We start from the raw sequence: 17,059 nt of genomic DNA, 5'->3' as shown, positions 1-17,059 counted from the left end.
CGATTTTCCCCGTTCAGGAACTGCCGGGATGCAACGTGGTCAGCAGCGCCCGTGCCGCGTTGAAGCGGTCCGCGCTCTCCGGCAACGGATGCTTGATGCGCAGCTTGTCCGGGCCGTCCATCTGGTAGAGCTTGGGCTGCTTCTGGATCAGCTGGATCACCGCCATCGGGTCGATGTTTGGCTGCGCCTCGAACACGATGCGGCCGCCGTTCTCGCCCAGTTCCAGTTTGCGGATGCCCAGCGTGTTGGCCTGCAGCTTCAGTTCGGCGATCGCGAACAGGTGCTTGACCGGGTCCGGCAGCAGGCCGAAGCGGTCGATCATCTCCACCTGCAGCTCGCGCAGGGCGAGGCTGTCGCGCGCGCTGGAAATGCGCTTGTACAGCGTCAGGCGGGTGTGCACGTCGGGCAGGTAGTCGTCCGGGATCAGGGCGGGTACATGCAGCTCGACCTCGGCGCCGCGCACTTCCTGTCCGCTGTCCAGGTCGGGCAGCTTGCCGGCCTTGATCGAGCGCACCGCGCGCTCCAGCAGCTCGGTGTACAGGCTGAAGCCGACCTCGGCCATCTGCCCGCTCTGGTCCTCGCCGAGCAGTTCGCCGGCGCCGCGGATTTCCAGGTCGTGCGTGGCCAGGGTGAAACCGGCACCGAGTTCGTCCATCGAGGCGATCGCTTCCAGGCGCTTCTCCGCATCAGGCGTCATCGAACGCTTGTCCGGCACCAGCAGGTAGGCATAGGCGCGGTGGTGCGAGCGACCGACGCGGCCACGCAGCTGGTGCAGCTGGGCCAGGCCGAAGCGGTCGGCGCGGTTGATGATGATGGTGTTGGCGTTGGGGATGTCGATGCCCGACTCGATGATGGTGCTGGCCAGCAGCACGTTGAAGCGCTGCTTCTGGAAATCCAGCATCACCCGCTCCAGTTCGCGCTCGGGCATCTGGCCGTGGGCCATGCCGATGCGCGCCTCGGGTACCAGCTCGGACAGTTCGCGCTGCATCCGGCCCATGCTTTCCACGTCGTTGTGCAGGAAGTACAGCTGGCCGCCGCGCGCGAGTTCGCGCTGGAACGCCTCGCGCAGCTGCGCGTTGTCCCAGGCGGTGATGAAGGTCTTGACCGCCAGCCGGTTCGGCGGCGGCGTGGCGATGATCGACAGGTCGCGCAGGCCGGCCATGGCCATGTTGAGCGTGCGCGGGATCGGCGTGGCGGTGAGCGTGAGCAGGTGCACGTTGGCGCGCATCGCCTTGAGGGCTTCCTTCTGGCGCACGCCGAAGCGCTGTTCCTCGTCGACGATGACCAGGCCCAGGTCCTTGAACTTCACGTCCGGCTGCAGCAGCCGGTGGGTGCCGACGATCACGTCGATGGTGCCCTCGGCCACCTTGTCCAGCTCGGCCTTGATTTCCTTGGTGCTCTTGAAGCGCGAGAGCACTTCCACCTTGAGCGGGTAATCGGCGAAGCGGTCGCGGAAGTTGCGGTAGTGCTGCTCGGCCAGCAGCGTGGTCGGCACCAGCACCGCCACCTGCTTGCCACCGCTGGCGGCGGCGAAGGCGGCGCGCACGGCGACCTCGGTCTTGCCGAAGCCGACGTCGCCGCAGACCACGCGGTCCATCGGCTGGCTGGATTGCAGGTCGCGCAGGGTGGCTTCGATCGCGCCCAGCTGGTCGGGGGTTTCCTCGAACGGGAAGCCGGCGGCGAACGGTTCGTACATGGCGCGGTCGATGTCCAGCGCCAATCCGGCGCGGGCCTGGCGGCGGGCCTGGATCTCCAGCAGCTCGGCGGCGACGTCGCGCACCTTCTCGGCGGCCTTGCGCTTGGCCTTGGTCCATTGCTCGCCGCCGAGCGAGTGCAGCGGCGCGGTTTCCGGCGAGGCGCCGGAGTAGCGGCTGATCAGGTGCAGCTGCGCGACCGGCACGTACAGGCGGTCGCCCTTGGCGTACTCGATGTCGAGGAACTCGCCTGGCATGCCGCCCACGTCCATCGCGATCAGGCCGCGGTAGCGGCCGACGCCATGGTCCTCATGGACGATGGGCGCGCCTTCGGTCAGCTCGCCGAGGTCGCGGATGATCGCTTCCGGCTCGCGCCCGGCACGGCGGGTCCGCCGTGCGTGGCCGGCACGCTCGGGGAACAGCTGGCGCTCGGTGAGCACGGCCAGCGGCGGCTCGGTCAGAGCGAAGCCGTCGTCCAGCGGCGCGACGGTGATGGCGAACCTGGCAAGCCCGTCTCCTTCCGGGAGGGCGGCGCGCTTGCTCTTGCCATTGGCACGCCCCCCATCCGGCCCCTCCGGCCCGCTTCCGCCGAGCGGGGAAGGGAGAAACGCGGTGAAGTCCGCCACCACCGGCGGGCGCAGCTCGGCGGCCTGCAGGACTTCCAGCAGCGCCTCGCGGCGCCCCGGCGAGTCGGCGGCGATCAGCACCCTGCCGGGATAGTTGTCGATGAAGGACTTCAGTGCCTGGCCGGCGGGGGCATCCTTGGCAGCGACCGGCAGCGGCGGCAGTGGCTGGTCGCCCAGCGGCTGCGCCTCGGCGATGCGCGGATGGTCGGCTGGCCACACTTCCACGCGCGGCTGCTTGTTGAACTGCTCGCGCAGGTTGTCCGGCGACTGGTAGATCTCCTCCGGCGGCAGCAGCGGCCGGTCGATGTCGTGGCGACGCTGTTCGTAGCGGCTGCCGGTCTGCGTCCAGAACGCGTCGGAGGCCTCGGCCACGCCGGTACCGACCACGGTCAGGAAGCCGCTGGGCAGGTAGTCGAACAGGGTCGCGGTCCTGTCGAAGAACAGCGGCAGGAAGTACTCGATGCCCGAGGGCAGCACGCCGGCCTTCAGGTCCTGGTAGAGCGGGCTGCGCCGGGTGTCGACGTCGAAGCGTTCGCGCAGCGCGGCCTGGACGCGCGCCAGGCTGGCTTCGTCCATCGGCACTTCGCGGCCGGGCAGCATCTTCACCGCGTCCACCTTGTCCAGCGAACGCTGCGACTCGGGATCGAAGGCGCGGATGGAATCGATGTCCTCGTCCAGCAGCTCGATGCGCAGCGGTGTCTCGGCGCCCATCGGGTAGACGTCGAGCAGGCCACCGCGCACGGCGAAGTCGCCCGGGTCCATCACCTGGCCGACGTTGCGGTAGCCGGCGCTTTCCAGCCGGCGCTTTTCCGCGTCCATGTCCAGGCGCTGACCGACCTTCAGGTCGAAGCTGCCACCGACGATGTAGCTCAGCGGGGCCAGCCGTTGCAGCAGCGTCTGCACCGGCACCACCACGATGCCGCGGGTCAGCGTGGGCAGGTGGTGCAACGCGGCCAGGCGCTGGGAAATGATGTCCGGGTGCGGGCTGAACTGGTCGTAGGGCAGGGTTTCCCAGTCCGGGAACGACAGCACCGGCAGCACGCCGGGACCGGTGCCTAGCAGGGTCTGCAGGTCGGCGACGGCCTGGTTGGCGCTCTGGTTGTCGCGGGTGACCAGCAACAGCGGCTTGCCATGCACATCCGCGGCACGGGCCACGTGCCAGGCCAGGGCGGTGCTGGATGCCGGGGCGCGCCACCAGGCGCGGAGCTGGCCCGAACGGGGCAGCGGCGGAATGGGGTAGGGGTGGGCTGACATGGACCGCCGATCTTAACAGACCACCTACCGGGGACCGCCGCGACGGCGCTGTGGCGCTGTGGCGCAGGGGCATTCCGGATGACGCAGACGAAAAGGGCAGGCACCGGTTTGCCGATGCCTGCCCTGCGGTTCGCGTGCGCGAAACCAGGCGCCTGGCGGGGAGGGGAGCAAGCGCGCGGCGCGCTCCCTTCCTTTAGTTCTCAGCCGGCCAGGTCCAGCTCCATACGTACCAGGCCTGGGGCACCGGTGGGATGGGGAACCTGCTTGAAGCCCAGCGACGCGGCCAGCTGCAGCATCGGCTCGTTGTCCTGGGCGATATCGCCGTACATGCGGTCCAGGTACTTGCCGCGTGCCCACTTGACCAGCTTGCGCATCAACTGCCGGCCCAGGCCCTGGCCGGCGAGGAAACGGCTGACCAGGATGGCGTATTCAGCATCCCGGGTGCCCGGGATGATGGTGGCACGGGCGACGGCGCCGACCACGGCTTCACCCGGGGGCAGCGGCTCGGCCGCCACCAGCGCGATCTCCGACTTCGGATTCGGGTGGGTGAGGCGCTGGACCGTCTCGTCGGACAGGGAGTCCACCGCCTGCAGGTAGCGATCCCGCACTTCTTCCGGCCCGAACAGGGCGAATGCGCCCTGCAGCGGTGCGCCGTCTTCCGGACGGATGGGGCGGATCAACAACTCGCGACCACTGGGCGCCTTGAAATTTTCATGCCACGGGGGCATGCGATTACGGGTAGCCATGACTACGGTTCCTCCAAAGACCCGTCGATTCTGTCACCCGCCCTGCTAAGTTCTGTGAACGCGATCAACACGGCGATTCGTTCAGCTTCCGACGGGTGTCAAAAAGGCGTTATTCGGAGGCCTTGAGCCACTCCAGGCGGGTCGAGGCACCGGTTTCGCCCAGGTGCTTCTTCAGCACGGGCAGGGCGGGCGCGATGACCTGGTCGAACTGCCACGGGGCGTTGACCAGCAGCATGCCGCTGCCGTTCAGGCGCAGCGGGGAGTCGTCCGGGCGGACCATGAACTCGGCCAGCAGCACCGACTTGGCCGGCAGGTGGCTGGCCTTGCGGAAGAACTGCTGCAGGCTGCGGCGCTGCTTGATCGGGTACCAGACCGCGATCTGCGCCTGCGGCATGCGGGTCAGGATTTCACGCACGGTGGCGAGGATCTGCGGGTACTCGGCGTCCTGGACCTCGTACGGCGGGTCGATCAGGACCAGGGCACGGCCGATCTTGGTGGCACCGGCCTTGGGTGGCAGGAAGGCGCGGATGCTGTCGTAGCCGTTGCCCGGGTGCACCTGCACGCGGCGGTCGTGGGCGAACAGCTCCTTCAGCGCCGCGGCCTCCTCCTTCTGCAGCTCGCAGGCGGCCATGCGGTCCTGCTCGCGCAGGGCGCGGGCGGCCATCAGCGGCGAGCCGGGGTAGGAGACCAGCGCGCCGACCGGGTTGTCGGCCTGCACCGCGCGCAGGTACTGCTCGACCACCTCCGGCAGCTGGGGCAGGGCCATCAACTGCAGGATGCCGTCGTCGGCCTCGGCGGTCTTGCGGCTTTCCTCGGCCGAGAGCAGGTAGCGCCCGCGTCCGGCATGGGTGTCCAGGACGAAGAACGGGGAGTCCTTGCGCTTGAGCGCGTCGATCATCGCCAGCATGACGATGTGCTTGAGCACGTCGGCATGGTTGCCGGCGTGGAAGGCGTGGCGGTAATTCATGGGGGAAGTGTACGGGGGCGCCCGGGTGGCGGCTATGCTGGGCACATGTCCGATCAACCTGCCCGGGTACTCGTCGTCGAAGACGAGGCCGCCATCGCCGATACCCTGTTGTATGCCCTGCGCAGCGAAGGCTACGCTGCCGAGCACTGCGCGTTGGGGCGGCAGGCCCTGGCCACGCTGCGTGCGGTCGGGGCCGACGTGGTGGTACTGGACGTGGGCCTGCCCGACCTGGGGGGCTTCGAGGTGTGCCGGGAGCTGCGCACCTTCAGCCAGGTGCCGGTGATCTTCCTGACCGCGCGCAACGACGAGTTCGACCGCGTGCTGGGGCTGGAGCTGGGCGCCGATGACTACGTGACCAAGCCGTTCTCGCCGCGCGAACTGGTGGCGCGGGTGCGTGCGCGGCTGCGTCGCAGCGTGCCGGCGCCGTCCACGCCGGCCAGTGCGGGGTGGAAAGTCCACGGCGCCTTCGCCATCGACGGCGAGGGCCGGCGCATCCGCTACCGCGACACGCCGCTGGACCTGACCCGCTACGAGTACGCCCTGCTGGCGGCGCTGCTGGCCCGCCCGGGGTCCATCCTCAGCCGCAGCCAGCTGATGGAGCGCGGCTGGGACCATGCCAGCGACAGCGCCGACCGCACCATCGACACCCACGTCAAGACGCTGCGCGCCAAGCTGCGCGCGGCAGGAGCGCAGGACGACCCGATCCGCACCCACCGTGGCGTGGGCTACGCACTGGAAATCTAGATGCGGCTCGGCCTGAAACTGTTCCTGGGCTTCTTCCTGATCGTGGGCATCGCCGCGTTCTTCGTGATGCGCGTGTTCGTCAACGAGGTCAAGCCGGGGGTGCGCCAGGCGATGGAGTCCACGCTGGTGGACGCGGCCAACGTGCTGGCGGTGATCGCCGCGCCGGACCTGAAGGCCGGGCACATGGCCGACGGCGCGTTCGCCGCGCACATGGCCACCGCGCAACGGCGCGACCCGCGCGCGATGGTGTGGCGCTTCCCCAAGCGCAGCATCGATTACCGGGTGACCGTGACCGACGCCAGGGGCATCGTCATCTACGACTCGCTGGGGCAGGACGTGGGGCGCGACAATTCGCGCTGGAACGACGTCTACCTGACCCTGCGCGGACAGTACGGCGCCCGCTCCAGTGCGCGCACCCCGGGTGACGAGACCAGCACGGTGATGCACGTGGCCGCGCCGGTGTACGACCCGGCCGATGGCCGCACGCTGATCGGCGTGCTGACCCTGGCCCAGCCCAACGACACCTTCGACCCGTTCATCGCTGCCAGCCAGCGCGCCATCGTGGCGCGCGGCGCCTGGCTGATCGGGCTGTCGGCGCTGATCGGCCTGCTGATGACCTGGTGGCTGGCGCGCGGCATCGGCAGCCTGAGCCGTTATGCCAAGGCCGTCAGTGCCGGCGAGCCGGTGCCGCCGCCGCGGCGCCGCCATGACGAGATCGGCGACCTCGGGCAGGCGCTGGAAACCATGCGCCGCAAGCTCGAGGGCAAGGCCTACGTCGAGCAGTACGTGCAGTCGCTCACGCACGAGATGAAAAGCCCGCTGGCCGCCATCCGCGGGGCGGCCGAACTGCTGCAGGAACCCTTGCCCGAGGCCGAGCGCCAACGCTTCGCCGGCAACATCGTGCAGCAGGAGCGGCGCCTGACCGAGACCATCGACCAGCTGCTGCGGCTGGCCGAGGTGGAACAGCACGGTTGGTTGCAGCGGCGTACCGACGTGGACCTGGTCGCGCTGTGCCGTAGTCTGGCCGAGGACGCCGCGCCGCGGCTGCAGGCCGCGCAGCTGCAACTGGACAGCCAGTTGCCCGAGCGCGCATTGGTGCAGGGCGATGCGTTCCTGCTGCGGCAGGCACTGTCCAACCTGCTCGACAACGCCATTGCCTTCTCGCCGGCCGGTGGCCGCATCGAGCTGGCGCTGGAGCAGCAGGGGGGGAGTGGCAGGTCCGCCTGCGTGATGCCGGCCCCGGGGTTCCGGACTACGCGCTGGAACGCGTGTTCGAGCGCTTCTATTCGCTGGCCCGGCCAGGCACCGGCCAGCGCAGTTCCGGGTTGGGGTTGCCGTTCGTGGCCGAAGTGGCGCGCCTGCATGGCGGCCAGGCCGGCCTGCGCAATGTGCCCGATGGGGGCGCCGAGGCCCGCCTGCTGCTGCCGGCCGGCTGACTTCACATTCGCTTCAAGTTCGACACAAACCCTGCTCACCGGCAGCCCCGAAGCTGGCCCCGTTTCCACACGAGGACGGGACATGACTTCCCTCAAGCTGTTGTTGCGCTTCGCCATCGTTGGCGGCCTGGCGCTGTTGTTGTTGATTCCCCTGTTGCTGATCCGCGGCACCATCAACGAGCGCGAACGCTATCGCGACGAGGCGGTGGAGCGGGTGGCGCAGAGTTACGCCGGCGAGCAGACGCTGGTCGGCCCGGTACGGGTGCTGCCATGGACCCAGACGCGCGAGGTGGAAGTGGCGGTGGAGGGCAGCGCCCAGCGCAAGACCGAGCTGCGCACCGAGCAGGGCTATGACCTGCAGATGCCGGCACGGCTGGACGTGCAGGGCAAGCTGGAAACCGACGAGCGCCGCATCGGCCTGTTCAAGGTACCGGTCTACCGCTGGCATGCCCAGCTCAGCGCCGAGTTCGCCGAATCCCGCTACAACGCGGTGCCGGGCCGGGTGTATGGGCGGCCCTATCTGGCACTGGGCCTGTCCGACGTGCGCGGCCTGGTCGGTACCCCGAACCTGCGCGTGGACGGCAAGTCGGTCACCCTGCAACCGGGCGCCGGCGTGATGCAGGACACCTCCAAGGGCCTGCACGCACCGTTGTCGGTGCTGGCGGACGCCAGCCAGGGCGTCCTGGCCGAAGGTGGCAAGGTGCAGCTGGAGTTCGTGCTCGGCGGCACGCGTTCGCTGTCGGTCGCGCCGATCGGCGACGACACCCGGGTGGCGTTGAACTCGCCGTGGCAGCATCCCCTGTTCGGCGGCAGCTTCCTGCCCAACGAGCGCAGCATCGACGGCAGCGGGTTCAAGGCCGAATGGGCGGTGTCCTCGCTGGCCTCGGCGGCGCAGACGCAGCTGGTCCGTGCCATCCGTGGCGAAGGCGGCAGCGTCGAGGCGTTGAACGTGGCGCTGGTGGACCCGGTGGACGTTTACACCCAGGCCGACCGCGCGACCAAGTACGGCATCCTGTTCGTGTTGCTGACCTTCGTCGGCTTTGCCCTGTTCGAGCTGATCAAGCAGCTGAAGATCCACCCGTTGCAGTACCTGCTGGTCGGCCTGGCACTGGCGATCTTCTTCCTGCTGCTGGTCAGCCTTTCCGAGCACATCCCGTTCTGGCAGGCCTACCTGGTCTCCGCGGCGGCCTGTATCGGACTGCAGGGCTTCTATCTCAGCGGCGTGCTGCGCAGCTGGAAGTACGCACTGGTGTTCTCGACCATGCTGACCCTGCTGTACGGCGTGCTGTACCTGCTGCTGGCCTCGGAGACCAACTCGCTGCTGATGGGCTCGTTGCTGCTGTTCGGCATCCTGGCGGTGATCATGTGGATCACCCGCAAGATGGACTGGTACGAGCTGAGCAGCCGCGCGCTGGGCAAGCCGGCCGCACCGCCGACCCTGCCGTGATCGAAACGGGGTGGCGCAGGCCACCCCGTTTCCCTGGGAGTGACCGCAATGAACCGCATATCGATCCATCGTCGTGCGCAGCAGTTGCTGCCTGCCGAGATTGAAACCAGTGGGCTGCTGCAGTTGGGGATGTCGCCGGATCAGATGGCCGGCATCGTGCTGGAGAGCATCTTCGGCGGTGATGCCGGCGGCATCGTGGTCCTGCGCCTTGCCAACCCCACCGCCGCTGCCATCCAACGGCAAGGGCTGGTGTTCTTCGCGCAGGCACGGCAGGCCCGCGCCGGTCTGCCGCGGCATGCACCGGCCCGCTATGGCCATTGGCGACAGGTGCGCGGAGGAGCTGGGCAGGGCGCCGCCGGCACCAGCCCGATGTATGCCGCCACCACCTTGGATGCGCAGTCGTGGCTGGCGGTGCTGCCGGTGGAACGCCTGGTGCTGTACGGGTGGATGCATTGAGTCGCAGCTGGTGATGTTCCAGGGTGCGTTGGATAAAGCCACTCTCCCGCGTGCGGGAGAGGGGTTGGGAGGAGGGGGCCGCACCCGACGCCTGCCACGCACTAGAATTCCCGCATGGAATCGCCCCTCACCCTCGCCGCATTGCGCGGACCGGAACTGCTGCCCGTGCTGGATGACGTGGCCCGCCTGCGCATCGGCGTGTTCAATGACTGGCCCTACCTCTACCAGGGCAGCCTCGACTACGAGCGTGACTACCTGGCCGCCTATGCCGCCACGCCGGATGCGGTCTGCGTGGTCGCTCGCGATGGCGACGCCGTGGTGGGCGCGTCCACTGGCCTGCCGTTGCTCGATGACGGCGCGGCCTTCCGCAAGCCATTCGAGGAAGCGGGCCTTGACCCGGCGCAGGTGTTCTATTTCGGCGAGTCGGTGCTGTTGCCGTCGTACCGGGGACGCGGCATCGGCCATGCGTTCTTCGATGCGCGCGAGGCGCATGCCCGGGCGTTGCGGCGCTTTGCCATCACGGCCTTCTGCGCGGTGGACCGTGCGGCCGATGACCCGCGGCGCCCGCTGGGGCACCGTGACAACGATGTGTTCTGGCACAAGCGTGGCTATGCCCGGCAACCCGGGATGACCCTGCAGTTGCTGTGGCACGAGGTGGGGCAGGGCGAGGTGATGCATCCATTGACGTTCTGGACCCGCACGCTGGAGCCTGTCGCATGAAGATTGCCGTTGCCCGTTACCCGGTGGGCTCGCCCACCGACTTCGATGCCTTCGCCGCACGCCAGCGCCAGGTGCTGGGCGAGGCGGCCGCCGCCGGTGCGCGTATCGCGGTGTTGCCCGAATACCTGTCGCTGGAACTGGCGGCCACTTTCCGCAGGCACATCTTCAGCGACCTGCCGGCCTCGCTGGCGGCCATCCAGCAGTACCGCCCGCAATGGCTTGCGCTGTTCTCGGCACTGGCCCGCGAGTTCGACCTGCACGTGGTGGCGGGCAGCTTCCTGCTCGATACCGGCAACGGGCGCTACCGCAACCGCTGCGACTGGTTGACCCCCGATGGCCAGCAGCTGTGGCAGGACAAGCTGCAGCTGACCGGGTTCGAGAAGGGCACCGGCCTGATCGATCCGGGTGATGTGTTGAAGGTGTTCGAGGTGGACGGCATCCGCGTCGGCGTGGCGATCTGCTACGACAGCGAATTCCCGTTGCCGGTACGGCGCCAGTACGAGGCCGGTGCCCGCTTGCTGGTCGTGCCGAGCTGCACCGATACCGCTGCCGGTGCGACCCGGGTGCGCATCGGTTGCCTGGCACGGGCATTGGAGAACCGCATGTTCGTGGCCCAGTCGGTGACCGCCGGTCTGGCCGAATGGAGCCCGGCGCTGGACGTGAACACCGGGCAGGCGGCGATCTACGCACCGATGGACGTGGGTTTTCCGGCCGATGGCGTGCTTGTGCAGACCGCCGAAGGGCAGCTATGGGCGCTGGCGGAGCTGGATTTCGCTGCCTTCGATGCCCGTCGCGCGCAGGCCCAGGTGGCCAACGACCGCGACTGGCCAGGCCAGTTGCAGCCGGCACTGGCCCAGGCGGTGGTGACAAACGTGCCCTGAGACCGGCGGACCATGACCATTGGCCGGCTCGGTCAGTATGGAGGGCTGGCTAGACTCGGTGCTTTGTCGTCATTTGGCCGAAGGCCGGGGGATACACGGTGATCAAGCGCGGTTTGCTGGCGTTGTGCATGGGGTTGGCGGTGGGCGCTACGGCGCAGGCAGCCGAACAGGTGGACCTGGACATGGTGGGCAAGATCCGTCAGGAGGCCTTCCACCGCTCGCAGGTGATGGACACCTTCAGTCATCTGACCGAGAGCATTGGTCCGCGCCTGACCAACTCACCGGCGATGGCCGAGGCCAACCGCTGGACCCGCGGCAAGTTCAACGAATGGGGCCTGGTGAACGTGCACGACGAGGCGTTCGACGGCTTCGGCCGTGGCTGGGAGTTCTCCTCGGCCAGCGTGGAAATGCTGTCCGAACGCGTGCAGCCGCTGCATGCGCTGCCCAAGGCCTGGACCCCGGGCACCTACGGTCCGGTCGAGGGCGAGCTGATCCAGGTCGACATCAAGAAGCTGGCCGACCTGGAGAAATACAAGGGCAAGCTGCGCGGCAAGATCCTCTTGCTGGGCGAGGCGCGCGAGTACAAGCGCGGCACCGAGCCGGACTCGCACCGCCACGATGCGACCTCGCTGGAAGGCCTGCAGGAGTTCACCATTCCCAAGAGCGCAGCCGATGACCGTGCGAAGCGGGTCAAGGAATACGGCGAGCGCCAGGAGCTGATCCGCGCCACCAATGCCTTCTTCGTCGAGGAAGGCGCCTTGGCGGCGATCAGCATCAGCGGCTGGGACAACGGCATCATCCGCGTGGCGGGCGGTGGTTCGCGCAAGGCCGGCGAGTCGGTGGGCATCCCGGAGCTGGCGATGATCGCCGAGCACTTCAATCCGCTGGTGCGTGCACTCAAGGACAATCAGGTCGTGCGCCTGCGGGTGAACGTGGATGCACGCTTCACCGATGAAGCCGACCAGCCGGGCCACAACACGCTGGCCGAGATCCGCGGCAGCAGCAAGGCCGACGAGATCGTGATGCTGGGCGCGCACATGGACTCCTGGCACACCGGCACCGGTGCGGCCGACAATGCCGCCGGCGTGGCGGTGATGATGGAGGCCATGCGCATCCTCAAGGCCGTGGGCGCCAAGCCCAAGCGCACCATCCGCGTGGCGCTGTGGAGCGGCGAGGAGCAGGGCCTGATCGGCTCGCAGGCCTATGTGGCCCAGCACTTCGCGCGTTACCCGGAGCCCACCGATCCGGCACAGAAGGCGCTGCCGGCCTCGCTGCGCGAACCGACCGGCGCGCTGCAGAAGCTGCGTGATTACGACAAGTTCCAGGTGTACTTCAACATGGACAACGGCTCGGGCCGCTTCCGTGGCATCTACGCGCAGGAGAACATGGCGGCCATGCCGATCTTCGAGCAGTGGCTGAAGCCGTTCAACGACGTGGGCGCGACGACGGTGGTGAGCCGCAACACCGGCAGCACCGACCACATCAGCTATGACCGGGTGGGCCTGCCGGGCTTCCAGTTCGTCCAGGATCGCCTGGATTACTTCAGCAACGTCCACCACAGCCATCTGGATACGTGGGACCACGCCGAGGCCGAGGACCTGAAGCAGGCGGCGGCGATCGTGGCCTCGTTCGTGTACAACGCGGCGATGCGCGAGGAGCGTTTCCCGCGCAAGCCGTTGCTGGAGCCGTAAGCAGGCCGGAACCGCTGATTGCGTCCCTTCTCCCGCTTGCGGGGGAAGGTGCCCGAAGGGCGGATGGGGGGTGCTCTGCTTTGCTTTTTGGCTGGGGTAAATGCGACAGCTAGGGCAACAGCTTTCGCCCTCCTGCGGAGCGCGAGCCACCTTGACCAGCCATTCGGCTGTTGAAGTACGTTTCTTTGCTTGTGCAAAGAAACCTGGCGCAAAGAAAGCACACCCTGCCTCCGCGCCTACGATGCTGTGCATCGCAGGTCCACTCCGTTGCCGGGATTTTTCGACGAGACGTCCCTGTCTCGTCGAAAAACGACGTACATCCCTGTACGTCGCCCCTTCGGGGTCTTGTCCGTCAACTCCGTCGCTGCGGAAGGGGGCCGGTACGTCAACGGCCAAAGCCGAAGCCGAAGCAACGGCCAAGGCACCTCTCCCCAGCCCACCCCTTGCCTTCGGCAAAAGAAGGGGGCTCAAAAACCGGGTCCTGATGGCTTTGCCGCCGTCAGCCCTGCCAGCAAGGCAGCCAGCGGGGTGAAGGGGTAAAATGGCCGGATTCCCACATCTGCGCCTGTCATGACCGTCCGCACCCGCTTTGCCCCCAGTCCCACCGGCTACCTGCACATTGGTGGCGCCCGCACCGCGCTGTACTGCTGGCTGGAGGCCCGCCACCGCGGCGGCGAGTTCGTGCTGCGCATCGAGGACACCGACCGGGAACGCAGCACCCAGGCGGCCATCGACGCCATCCTGGAGGCCATGGACTGGCTGGGCCTGGACTACAACGAAGGCCCGATCTACCAGACCGACCGGGTCGCCCGTTACAAGGAAGTGGCCGAGCAGCTGATCGCCTCGGGCAAGGCCTACTACGCCTACGAGACCAAGGAAGAGCTGGACGCGATGCGCGAGGCGGCCATGGCCAAGCAGGAGAAGCCGCGCTACAACGGCGCCGCGCGCGAGCTGAACCTGCCGTTCAAGGATGACCCGAACCGCGTCATCCGCTTCAAGAACCCGCTTGACGGCAGCGTGGTGTTCGACGACCTGATCAAGGGCCGCATCGAGATCGCCAACAGCGAGCTCGACGACATGGTCATCTTCCGCCCGGACGGCTACCCGACCTACAACTTCGCCGTGGTCGTGGACGATTGGGACATGAACATCACCGAGGTCATCCGCGGTGACGACCACATCAACAACACCCCGCGCCAGATCAACCTGTACGAGGCCATCGGTGCCCCAGTGCCGAAGTTCGGCCACATGCCGATGATCCTGGATGAGCAGGGCGCCAAGCTGTCCAAGCGCACCGGCGCAGCCGACGTGATGCAGTACAAGGACGCCGGCTACCTGCCCGACGCGCTGCTCAGCTACCTGGCCCGCCTGGGCTGGTCGCACGGCGACCAGGAACTGTTCAGCCGCCAGGAGCTGATCGACCTGTTCGACGTGACCAACTGCAATTCCAAGGCCTCGCGCCTGGACATGGCCAAGCTGGGTTGGGTCAACCAGCACTTCCTCAAGACCGAGGAACCCGCTTCGATCGTGCCGCATCTGGTCTACCAGCTGGAGAAGCTGGGCCTGGACGTGAACGCCGGCCCGGCCCCGGTGGACGTGGTCATCGCCCTGCGCGAACGCGTGCAGACGCTGAAGGAAATGGCCGAGAAGGCCGTGGTCTGGTACACCCCGCTGACCGAGTACGACGAAGCCGCCGTGGCCAAGCACTTCAAGGCCGGTGCCGACGTGGCGCTGGGCAAGGCCCGTGAGCTGTTGGCGGCGCTGCCGGAGTGGACCGCCGAAGCGGTCGGGGTGGCCCTGCACGACACCGCCGCGGCACTGGAAATCGGCATGGGCAAGGTCGCCCAGCCGCTGCGCGTGGCCATCACCGGCACCCAGGTCAGCCCTGACATTTCCCATACCGTGTACCTGGCCGGCCGCGATGAAGCCTTGAAACGCATCGACGCCGCACTCATCAAGGTTCCCAAGGCCTGATTTTTTCGAGGTAGACATGACCGAATCGCACTCCTGTACTGCGCCGCACCACCACGTTGACGACGCGGCGGGCTTCATCGCGGTGGTCGAGCGGGTGTGCCGTGAGCGCGGGCTGCGGCTGACGCCGATCCGCGCCAACGTGCTGCGCCTGATCGCCGAGGCGGGCAAGCCGGTCAAGGCCTACGAACTGCTGGAATGGGTGCGTGAAGGCAAGGGCGTCGGTGCCGACGCCCCGCCCACGGTGTACCGCGCGCTGGATTTCCTGATGGCCAACGGCTTCGTGCACAAGCTGTCCTCGGTCAACTCGTTCGTGGCCTGCCACCACCCCAGCAGCAACCAGCATTCGGTGCCGTTCCTGATCTGCGACCGCTGCCACAGCGCGGTGGAGCTGGAGGACCGCGACATCGTCCGCCAGCTTGAAGCCCGCGCCAAGGAGCTGGGCTTCAAGCCGCAGGCGCAGACGCTGGAAGTGCATGGGTTGTGCGCGAACTGCGCGGGGTGAATGAGGGCGTGCAGCAGCACTGGAAAGGCCGCGCATTGCGCGGCCTTTTCTTTTGGGGGCTGTCTGTTTCGCTGATGGGGAGGTTTTCTGCTTCGCGGCCGAGGCCGCTCCTACGGTAGGAGCGGCCTCGGCCGCGAAGCGGGAGACGCGTAGGCAGGCTCGCGTGCAACTACCGGGAGCGCACCGCCTCATAGACGACCTGCCCATCCTTGATGGTCTGCAGCACGGTGATGGTGTGCAGGGCGCGGTGGGCGATGGTCAACGGGTTGCCGGACAGCACCACCAGGTCGGCGCGCTTGCCGACTTCGATCGAGCCCTTGCTGGCCTGTTCGCCGTACTGCTCGGCGGCCCACAGGGTCAGCGACTTCAATGCCTGCTCCGGCGTCACCCGCTGCCCCGGCCCCAGTACGTAGCCGCTGCGGGTGGTGCGATTGACGGTGGCGTCCAATACCCGCATCGCGTCCGGGAACACCACCGGCGCGTCATGGTGCGATGTGAACTTCATGCCGGCATCCAGCACCCAGCGCGTGGGCGAGATGTTCTCCGCGCGTTCCGGGCCCAGTACCGAATTGCGGTGCCAGTCGCCCCAGTAGTAGGTGTGCATCGGGAACAGCGACGGGAAGATGCCCAGCCGCTGGATCTCGCCGACCTGGTCCTTGCGCAAGGTCTGGCCGTGGATCAGCACCGGCAGCAGGTGGCGCTGCGGATAGGCGGCTTCGGCGGCGGCCACGGCGTGGATGAGCTGGTCGATGGCGGCATCGCCGTTGGCATGGGCCAGTACCTGCCAGCCGTGCTGCCAGGCCTTGCCGATCAATTCATCGACCTGCGCGTCGGGATAGGCGGGGTAGCCGGCGTAGTCGGGCTTTTCGCCCTCGGGAACCTGGTAGTAGGGCTGGCTCAACCAGGCGGTCTTGCCCTGCGGCGAGCCGTCCAGGCTGATCTTCACCCCGCCGATGCGGAAGTGGTCGGTATAGGTCGGCGCGTAGTAGGGGCCCTGCATGGCCGGGCTTTCCAGGGCGACGTGGATTTCCGGGTAGGCGACCACGTCGATCTTCAGCTTCCCGGCCTTGCCCGCCATCGGCAGCATCGCCAGCGTGCCTGCGTCGGTCTTGCCGTCCTGTGCGGTGGTGTAGCCGTACTTCATGTACAGCGCCTGGCCGGCTTCGAGCATCGCCATGGCCTGGTCCAGGCTCAAGGCGGGCATCAGCTTGGCCAGCACGAGGTTGTGCGCGCTTTCTTCCAGCACGCCATCGGGAACCTGGCCGCCCGGCTCACGGCGGATCACGCCGCCTTCCGGGTTGGGCGTGTCGGCGGTGATGCCGGCCAACTCCAGCGCCTTGCTGTTGTAGGCCCCCAGGTGCCCGGACTGGTGCATCAGGATCACCGGGATGTCGGTGGCGATGGCGTCGAGTTCGGTGCGGGTGGGGTGGCGCTTTTCCGCCAGTTGGGAGTCGTCGTAGCCGAAGCCGATCAGCACCTTGTAGCCGCCGGGGACCGTGGCCTGCGCGCGGAAGTCACGCATGATCTTCTGCAGCGCGGGGATTGAATTGCCTTCGCCGTCCGGTGCCGGCAGCAGGTTGGCCGACAACGCCTGCAGGCCCACGCCGGAAACGTGCCCGTGCGCATCGATGAAGCCCGGCGTCAGTGCGTGCCCCTGCAGGTCGACCTGCGTGGCGGCGGGGCTGAATCGCAGCGCGGCACGGCGCATGCCAACGAAGGCGATATGGCCATCACGGACAACGATCGCTTCGGCCGAGGGCCGCTGGTCGTCCAGCGTGATGATCGGGCCGCCGCTGTAGAGCGTGTCGGCAGCCAGGCAAGGGGCCGCCAGCATGCCGAGCATCGAAAAGGCCAGAGGGATGCGCATCATGGTTCTTCCAGCATCAAGGCGAGTCACAGCCTAACGCATGGAAGCAACGCG

General features: G+C 67.8%; 12 protein-coding genes and 1 pseudogene. 9 read left to right on the top strand and 4 right to left on the bottom strand.

Annotated features, from left to right (window positions below; all coding sequences use genetic code 11):
• Window positions 1-13: 13 nt before the first annotated feature.
• From mfd to ACIPR8_RS12520, 3 genes are all read right to left on the bottom strand, one after another.
• The gene (mfd, locus tag ACIPR8_RS12530; RefSeq protein ID WP_446541236.1) at window positions 14-3,574 is read right to left on the bottom strand and encodes a transcription-repair coupling factor; all 3,561 of its coding nucleotides are present in this window, start codon (window positions 3,572-3,574) and stop codon (window positions 14-16) included.
• Window positions 3,575-3,774: 200 nt separating this feature from the next.
• The gene (locus ACIPR8_RS12525; protein WP_192286393.1) at window positions 3,775-4,320 is read right to left on the bottom strand and encodes a GNAT family N-acetyltransferase; all 546 of its coding nucleotides are present in this window, start codon (window positions 4,318-4,320) and stop codon (window positions 3,775-3,777) included.
• Window positions 4,321-4,429: 109 nt separating this feature from the next.
• Window positions 4,430-5,287: a 23S rRNA (adenine(2030)-N(6))-methyltransferase RlmJ gene (locus ACIPR8_RS12520; RefSeq protein ID WP_446541235.1), complete on the bottom strand. Its 858-nt coding sequence runs from the start codon at window positions 5,285-5,287 to the stop codon at window positions 4,430-4,432.
• 45 nt (window positions 5,288-5,332) lie between these two features.
• Between ACIPR8_RS12520 and creB the strand changes: the two genes are divergently transcribed.
• The 9 genes and pseudogenes from creB to ACIPR8_RS12475 all read left to right on the top strand — a co-directional run bounded on the left by creB (window position 5,333) and on the right by ACIPR8_RS12475 (window position 15,138).
• Window positions 5,333-6,031, top strand: a complete 699-nt coding sequence (gene creB / locus ACIPR8_RS12515; protein ID WP_446541234.1) for a two-component system response regulator CreB — start codon at window positions 5,333-5,335, stop codon at window positions 6,029-6,031.
• Window positions 6,032-7,467: pseudogene (gene creC / locus ACIPR8_RS12510) on the top strand (two-component system sensor histidine kinase CreC).
• 82 nt (window positions 7,468-7,549) lie between these two features.
• Entirely contained in the window at window positions 7,550-8,914 is a 1,365-nt protein-coding gene (creD, locus tag ACIPR8_RS12505) for a cell envelope integrity protein CreD (protein WP_446541233.1), read from the top strand.
• A gap of 48 nt (window positions 8,915-8,962) precedes the next feature.
• Window positions 8,963-9,370 (top strand): hypothetical protein, encoded by a 408-nt coding sequence (locus tag ACIPR8_RS12500; RefSeq protein ID WP_446541232.1) that lies wholly within the window; start codon window positions 8,963-8,965, stop codon window positions 9,368-9,370.
• Window positions 9,371-9,484: 114 nt separating this feature from the next.
• Window positions 9,485-10,090, top strand: coding sequence for a GNAT family N-acetyltransferase (locus tag ACIPR8_RS12495; protein ID WP_446541231.1), 606 nt, complete (start codon window positions 9,485-9,487; stop codon window positions 10,088-10,090).
• Window positions 10,087-10,971: a carbon-nitrogen hydrolase family protein gene (locus ACIPR8_RS12490; protein WP_446541230.1), complete on the top strand. Its 885-nt coding sequence runs from the start codon at window positions 10,087-10,089 to the stop codon at window positions 10,969-10,971. Before ACIPR8_RS12495 ends, ACIPR8_RS12490 begins: the two co-directional genes overlap by 4 nt.
• A gap of 98 nt (window positions 10,972-11,069) precedes the next feature.
• Window positions 11,070-12,662, top strand: a complete 1,593-nt coding sequence (locus ACIPR8_RS12485) for a M20/M25/M40 family metallo-hydrolase (RefSeq protein WP_446541229.1) — start codon at window positions 11,070-11,072, stop codon at window positions 12,660-12,662.
• Window positions 12,663-13,232: 570 nt separating this feature from the next.
• Window positions 13,233-14,636: a glutamate--tRNA ligase gene (gene gltX, locus ACIPR8_RS12480; RefSeq protein ID WP_446541228.1), complete on the top strand. Its 1,404-nt coding sequence runs from the start codon at window positions 13,233-13,235 to the stop codon at window positions 14,634-14,636.
• Window positions 14,637-14,652: 16 nt separating this feature from the next.
• Window positions 14,653-15,138 carry a Fur family transcriptional regulator gene (locus ACIPR8_RS12475; protein ID WP_132864607.1) on the top strand — a complete coding sequence of 162 codons (486 nt, stop codon included), beginning with the start codon at window positions 14,653-14,655 and terminating at the stop codon, window positions 15,136-15,138.
• Between the two features lie 169 nt (window positions 15,139-15,307).
• On the opposite strand, the gene ACIPR8_RS12470 is transcribed toward ACIPR8_RS12475, so the two are convergent.
• A complete protein-coding gene (locus tag ACIPR8_RS12470; protein WP_446541227.1) occupies window positions 15,308-17,008 on the bottom strand; it encodes an amidohydrolase in 1,701 nt (566 codons plus the stop codon).
• Window positions 17,009-17,059: the final 51 nt, after the last annotated feature.

This window comes from Stenotrophomonas sp. LARHCG68 (genome assembly GCF_052871705.1).
Note: the sequence above shows the minus strand (reverse complement) of the source record. Positions and strands in the feature narration are given on the sequence as shown.